The sequence below is a fragment of the Arthrobacter sp. HMSC08H08 genome (genome assembly GCF_001807575.1).
Taxonomy (GTDB): Bacteria; Actinomycetota; Actinomycetes; order Actinomycetales; family Micrococcaceae; genus Pseudoglutamicibacter; species Pseudoglutamicibacter albus.
This window is the reverse complement of record NZ_KV789398.1, coordinates 26,575-32,926: the sequence shown is the minus strand read 5'-3', so window position 1 is coordinate 32,926 and position 6,352 is coordinate 26,575. Positions and strand designations below refer to the sequence as shown.

4 protein-coding genes are annotated in these 6,352 nt (G+C 60.2%); 1 reads left to right on the top strand and 3 read right to left on the bottom strand.

Features of this window, described 5'->3' with window-relative positions:
- Nucleotides 1-461, top strand: a 461-nt coding sequence (locus HMPREF3175_RS07160; RefSeq protein WP_218078894.1) for a hypothetical protein, incomplete at its 5' end; no start/stop codon positions are given.
- 25 nt (nt 462-486) lie between these two features.
- On the opposite strand, the gene HMPREF3175_RS07155 is transcribed toward HMPREF3175_RS07160, so the two are convergent.
- From HMPREF3175_RS07155 to HMPREF3175_RS10400, 3 genes are all read right to left on the bottom strand, one after another.
- Complete coding sequence (locus HMPREF3175_RS07155) at nt 487-3,396, bottom strand: choice-of-anchor M domain-containing protein (RefSeq protein ID WP_070491521.1); 2,910 nt, start codon at nt 3,394-3,396, stop codon at nt 487-489.
- Nucleotides 3,397-4,086: 690 nt separating this feature from the next.
- The gene (gene poxB / locus HMPREF3175_RS07150) at nt 4,087-5,799 is read right to left on the bottom strand and encodes a ubiquinone-dependent pyruvate dehydrogenase (protein WP_070491519.1); all 1,713 of its coding nucleotides are present in this window, start codon (nt 5,797-5,799) and stop codon (nt 4,087-4,089) included.
- A 360-nt stretch (nt 5,800-6,159) separates the two neighbouring features.
- On the bottom strand, nt 6,160-6,352 hold a 193-nt coding region (locus HMPREF3175_RS10400; RefSeq protein WP_218078893.1), incomplete at its 5' end, for a hypothetical protein.

Genomic DNA, 6,352 nt, shown 5'->3' with positions numbered 1-6,352 from the left:
TCAAGCTTCACGATTTTTGCAACAGAGCCCTCCTTCTCGTAGTGATGTTGGAAATCCCGTGGGTCGCCTCCGGGGTTCTCCTCGGGCTCTTCCTGATATTGCTCCTCCCATCCAACGGGTGGACCAATTACGGGGCCTACCTATTCCTGATCGGCGCCGTCGTCAGCGCATTCCTGGACGTCCCCGACAACCCGATCTACAACGCGCCGTTCGAGAAGCTGTTCCTCAACGAAGGTGAATACCTCTCCGGCAGCGCCGTTGTCGAAAAACCCTCGCAAGGCGAAACAGTCATCAGCGGCGAAAACGTCATCGTGAACACCGACGGCAACAAGATCCGCGAGATCAACGACTTCCTCACGTTCCTCTACCGCCTCGCGGTGTACTCGGTCATTTACGGCGCGCTCATCACACTGCGCGGCTTCCTACCGAAGATGAAAACCACGCCCACCAGCGCCTCCTGAACGCCAGCACCGCTTCAACAGAGGTTCAGCCCTTGCGGCGGCGCGCAACCAGCAACAACACGACACCCGCTGCAACCGCCAGACCAGCGATCACCCCCGCAGCCAACACCGCCGCGCCCGTGCGCGCTAGGTCAGAGCCAGCGTCCGATGCGGATCCCGCCCCAGCACGATCGCCTGCCTCGCCTGGCTGAGCTGAGGGGCCCGCGCTTTCACTCGGATGTTCCGTTGACGGCTGGGCGCCCGGTTCCTGCGTCGGCTCCGCGCTTGGCGATTCCGAAGGCTCTTCGGTTGGCTGCTCAGACGGCTGGTCGGACGGTTCCGCTGAAGGTTGCTCCGTCGGCTGGTCGCTCGGCTCGGCACCCGTTTCCAGCGTTGGCTCCGCGCTTGGGGCTTCCGGAGACTCCGTACTAGGTTCCGCGGTCGGCTGTTGCGACGGTTCCCCGCTCGGCACCGCGTCATCACTCGGTCGCTCAGTTGGCTCGTCGCCCGGCTCGCCCGGCGTTGGCTGATCCGTCGGCTGCTCGGTTGGATCCTCCGGCGTTGGCTCTTCCGTCGGTTCGTCACTCGGTTCCTCTACCGGTGGTTCCGTGCCGCCTGGCTCTTCGGTGGCGGATTTCTTCTCGACCACGAATGTGAGGCGTTGGGTCTTAGCAACCGCTTCCCCATCGTTGCCACTTCCAGCGGCACTGCGGGCCTGGGCACCCTGCTCGCCGTCGCCGGACTGCTTGGCGCGGGCCGTCACATCGATCGTGTACGTTCCCGGCTTCGTGAACGCCCACGCGGTGTGCATGTGCGTGCCCGGAGGAAGCGGCACGTCGGAAGTCTTCTCGCTAGACGCATACATCCGGCTGATAGCGCCCAGGTTCTCGGTGTATGCGAACCACTTACCGCCCTCAGGCGCGCTCACCGGGGTGAGCGTCATGGTTGCACCCTCGGGGTACTTCACACGGTCCAGAGCCTCACTCGAGAAGCCCGGCCACACACGCCCAGGCTGCTGACCCTGCGGCAGAACATACAGCTCGCTACCCTTCGGGCCGAGCACGTCATAGCTCTCATCGGCCAGCACATTGCCCTCACGCTTGACCTTCGCGAGCTTGGTGACCTCCAAGGTCGTCGAGTTGATGGTTCGGAGCACCGACTCCTTGGCGTGCTGACGCGAATCATCACCCAACGCCACAGAGAACTTCCCGCCAACCTCCATGGCACGCAAGTCCACGTGGCCGTTGTTGATCGTCACAGGCGTGTCCAGGATCGCGCCGTCGGAACCGTCGTCTCCGTCGTCGCCCGGGTTCGGCTCAGGCTCACCCGGCGCTGGCTCGCCCGGCGCTGGCGTGCTCGGCTCCGGCTGATCCGGCTCCGGCGCATCACCGCCGCCGATGCCAGCGAACCGCGCCTCAACCTTCTTACCGGTTCCGCTCACCTGGCCGAGGTCGATCACGTCAGTGTTGCCGATCGCGGCGCGCGGCTGCGGCTCCAGCGTGAGGCGCAGCGAGTAGCCTTCGCCCTTGCAGTACTCACTGTCCGCCACGATGGTGCGGCGGCCCGGCCCGCTCACGCCTTCAACGGGGCAGGTCGGCTCGTCGTAGCCTTCCTCATAGAAGCCACCCGTGACGTTATAGATCAGCGAGTCGTCGGCTGGCTTGGTGTCGATGGTAATGAGGTCGCTGTTGTTTTGCAGCCGCGCGGTCACGGACACATCACGCGAACCGACCGTGACCTCACCCTTAGAGAACTCGCCGGCCGGCGCATCAGGGGTTTCCTCAGGGAACTCGCCGGCATCATGCGTGGACACAGCCTTCTGCCCCGTGGCGGCGCTCAGCGGCGCACTAATCCAGCGGGCCGCACCCTTGGTGGGCACGAACACGGCCTGGAAATTCGACGTCTGCGAGCCGATCATCTCGCTCCACGTCGCGGTGCCGTTCTTCACCGGAACCTCAGCAAGGTGGTAGCCGTCGATGTAGAACACCACCGTGCCCTCAGCCGCACTGTTGCCGGCGTTGAAAGTGAGGTCGGTGAGGTTCTTGTCGCCGTCGCGTTCACTTCCGGTGTGCGGGGCGATCGTGAACGTCGGCCTGGAAGACTCTGCACCCTCCGCCGCGCTTTCCTGAGCGTCGCCCTGCACCGCTGCACCCTCACTCGCGCCCACATCGGCCGCTTTGTTGTATGCGGCGCGGACGTCGCCGAGCTTCTCATCGGCAGGGTTGGTGCCGCCTACCCGCCACACGAACGTCGTGGGCTTGGACGTGATGAAGTTGCCGTCGGTTGTGCGGGCGGTGGCGTCGAACGTGACTTCGTAACGGCCCGGCTTGGTGAACGTCGTGATGTTGTGCGTGTGCGTGCCCGGGTCCAGCCACACGGTGCGCGAAACCTTGTCATGCGAAGAAAACAGGCGCGTCACCGGCAGGCTACCGAACGTCGAATAATTGAACATCTCCATCCGGCCAGGGCCGTTGAAGCCGACCATTTCCAGCGCGAAGTTCCCGTCCTGGAACTGCTCGATGGGCACCGCGGTGTCCGCCCCGAAACCGGACCAGATGGGGCTGTTGCCCGGCCCCGGAACTTGCGGCGCCATATAGAGCAGCTGGCCGTCCTTGCCGAGGAAGTCCAGGCGCGGGTCCGAGGTGATGGGGAACGTGTAGTTTTGGCTGCCGTCGTCGTTGTAGCCGCGGCCCACCCAGTTGGCGGTGGTTTCGAGCGGAACGGTTTTCCCGTTGGCCTGCGAGTTGATCGCGAACGTGCCAGCTTGCTTATTCCAGAAAACCTTAGGGGCGTCGATGTGGGCTTTCGTTTCCACGCTGCGGTCGTCATCCGGCCCCGCGTAGGCAGGGGCCGCGCCGAGCGTCAGCGATGCCGTGATGCTCGATGCGGTGGCGAAGGTGGTTGCCGCGATGGCCGCAGCCGCGATGGAGGCACGGGTTGCCCGGAGGACGCGCATGAACCGCTCCTTAGCTGGTGATGACTCTGCTGGTGATGGCGCTGTTGCCAATGATTCAGGTGCCAACAATTCCCTATTGCTAATCATTCTCATTTGCAATAGCTGGCGAGACAACATTAGCGGATCTGCGGGCGCGACGCCACATCGCTAGCGCTTGTCGTGCCACAGGGCTAGTGCTGTCAGCCCCCTTACGCGGCTTACGTACAGTTCATCTGGGGCGACTGGTCGTACTTGCAGTTGCCGGCGGTTAGCACCGCTCACCCGAGCGGTTCGTAGCGTTCCAGGAACTCGGTCATCTTGTCGAGCACGCGTTCTTTGACTTCGGCGCGACTCTCACCGCCGGTGGTGTTGCCGAAGAAGCTCATGCGGGAGGCTAAATGCCTCGAAGGGACAGAGCGTGACAAACAGACCAGAATGTCTGAGCCATTCAGATGCGACGAACGTTTCCAGTTTTGATTTGGAAACCCAGAAAAGACCCTGACATACATTCTCAGGGTTAGTGCGTAGAGTGTCTCCCGTTTAGTAATGTCCGCCGAGCCGGTTCTACTCGGCGGGCATGAAGCTCCGTAACTGCGCTACTTCGCGACGCGGTTTTATCAGGCATTGCCTTACCCGGATGGGAAGCACTTGGACACTGCAACATAGCATCGGCGAGCTCCCCATCCGGTTTGTGAGGAAACGTTATCCCACCTAGAACAGCTGCCGCAGGTTGGCCCTTGCCAGGTCGACGAGCTCGGTTCCCCTGCCGTCAAGCACCGTACGGACTGCGTACATTGTGAAGCCCTTGACCTGCTCGGCATCAATCGTGGGAGGCAGGGTGAGCTCTTGGCGTTCGGTTGTCACATCGAGAATCGCTGGGCCATCATGGGCCAAGAAATCCTCAACCGCCCTGGGCAGGTCCTTCGACTTTTCCACCCTGAAACCTTTCATCCCAATCGCCTCCGCAAGGGAAGCAAAGTTCGGATTATCGAGACCGGTTCCGTGAGTCACGAACCCTGCTGCCTTCATCTCCAATTCAACAAAGTTCAGCGAAGAATTGTTGTAAACCACAACCTTGACCGGCAGGTCATACGTTGTGAGCGTAAGAAGGTCACCCATGAGCATGGCGAGCCCACCATCGCCCGCCAAGGCAATCACCTGACGATCCGGGTGAGAGAGTTGAGCGCCGATCGCCTGGGGTAGGGCATTGGCCATGGAACCGTGAATAAAGGAGCCAATGAGTCTCCGTTTCCCATTCATGGTCAGGTGCCGGGAAGCCATAATAACCGGGGATCCAACATCGGGAATAAATACCGCATCATCACTAGCCCCCTCATCAATCAACCTGGTCAGGTATTGGGGATGAATAGTGCGACGCGAAGGCGTAGCCAGATCATCAAGGTCCTTACGGGTCTTCCCGTAATGCTTGAGCATCGCTTTGAGGTGCTTGCTCGACTTGTTCTTTTGCAGCTTGGGTAGCAGGTGGTCGATCGTTTCTTTGACTCCACCCACCAGACCGAGATCGACAGGGGTGCGCCGACCAATCTGTTCTCCACGAATATCAACCTGAATGATCGTGGCATCTTCTGGGAAGAACTGCTGGTACGGGAAGTCAGTCCCCAGCATCAAGAGAGTATCGCAGGCTTCCATGGCCCGATACCCTGATTCGAATCCCAGCAGCCCGGTCATCCCCACATCAAACGGGTTATCGTATTCGATAGACTCTTTACCGCGCAGGGCGTGAACAATGGGAGCCTGCAGCCTATCGGCAAGCGCTACTAGCTCGTTGTGCGCGCCCTCAGCGCCTGCTCCCGCCAGGATCGTGACCTTCTTGCAGTCATTGAGAAGCTTGGCAGCCTGAACCAGATCAGCTTCTACCGGAACCTGGTGCGATTTGGATTCCACGATTACCTCGGCGGCAGCTTTCGTTGTTTCCAGGAAAATCTCACCAGGAACAACGAGAACAGCCACTCCCCTCTTTGAGAGTGCCTCTCTCATAGCAATCCGCAAAACCCTCGGCATCTGCTGCGCCGACCTCACATCTTCAACGTAGACCGAGCATTCCCGGAACAGTTCAACAGGATGGGTTTCCTGGAAGTAGCCAGAACCGATCTCCCCACCGGGAATCTGAGCCGCAATCGCTAGGACCGGCACACGTGACCGCTGAGCATCGTAAAGCCCGTTGATGAGGTGAAGGTTTCCCGGTCCGCAACTACCGGCACACACCGCAAGCTCACCGGTCAGCGCCGCTTCAGCAGAAGCCGCAAAGGCTGCGACTTCTTCGTGACGGACATGGACCCACTCGATATCTGAATCTCGAATCGCGTCAGTGAAACCGTTAAGGGAATCTCCTACAACGCCATAAACTCGCTTTACGCCACTCGCCCCAAGAGTTTCAACCACGTTCTCAGCAATAGTTGCCATCGTTCAGCCTTCCGCCTTCCCGAACCCCGGTAACACCGGCACATCTTCAACCGACCCTCACGAGAACCGACCCTCACGAGGCATTTCTCTTATTCGCTACACGAAACGTACCCACGCGGATGGCGGGAAGTAAATAGTTTGCGCGAACCTTCAGCTTCATGAGAAACCTCGCCACTGTAGAAAAGCTCAAATTCGGGGACACTGTTCACTCAGATACTCATATCGCTAAGAACTATTCAGCCACCTACATCGCTAGCACCATCACGCTCGATAGCACCACGAGAATCAGAGATGATTCGATCATTGCGGTGTGGGCTTAATAACTTTCCGTAGCCGTCGGTGAGCGCTTCCATTTCGGCGTCATCCCAATCCGAGATCGGCCTGGTCGCGGCGCGTCATGAGTGCTCGGCGGGGCTTCCACTCCGCTAGAGCCTTTGCAGTAGCCGCGCGAGGTGATGAACCCACGATCTGCTTGTTTAAGAACTCGGCAGATGGCCAGGTCCCAATTTGATCTTTGTGCGCATCGATGTAGGAGATCATTTGGTCGTGGGTC

Bases quoted from the DNA above. Each gene is read 5' to 3' on its own strand.
- HMPREF3175_RS07155 (WP_070491521.1), bottom strand. From the start codon at position 3,396: ATGCGCGTCCTCCGGGCAACCCGTGCCTCCATCGCGGCTGCGGCCATC.
- poxB (WP_070491519.1), bottom strand. From the start codon at position 5,799: ATGGCAACTATTGCTGAGAACGTGGTTGAAACTCTTGGGGCGAGTGGC.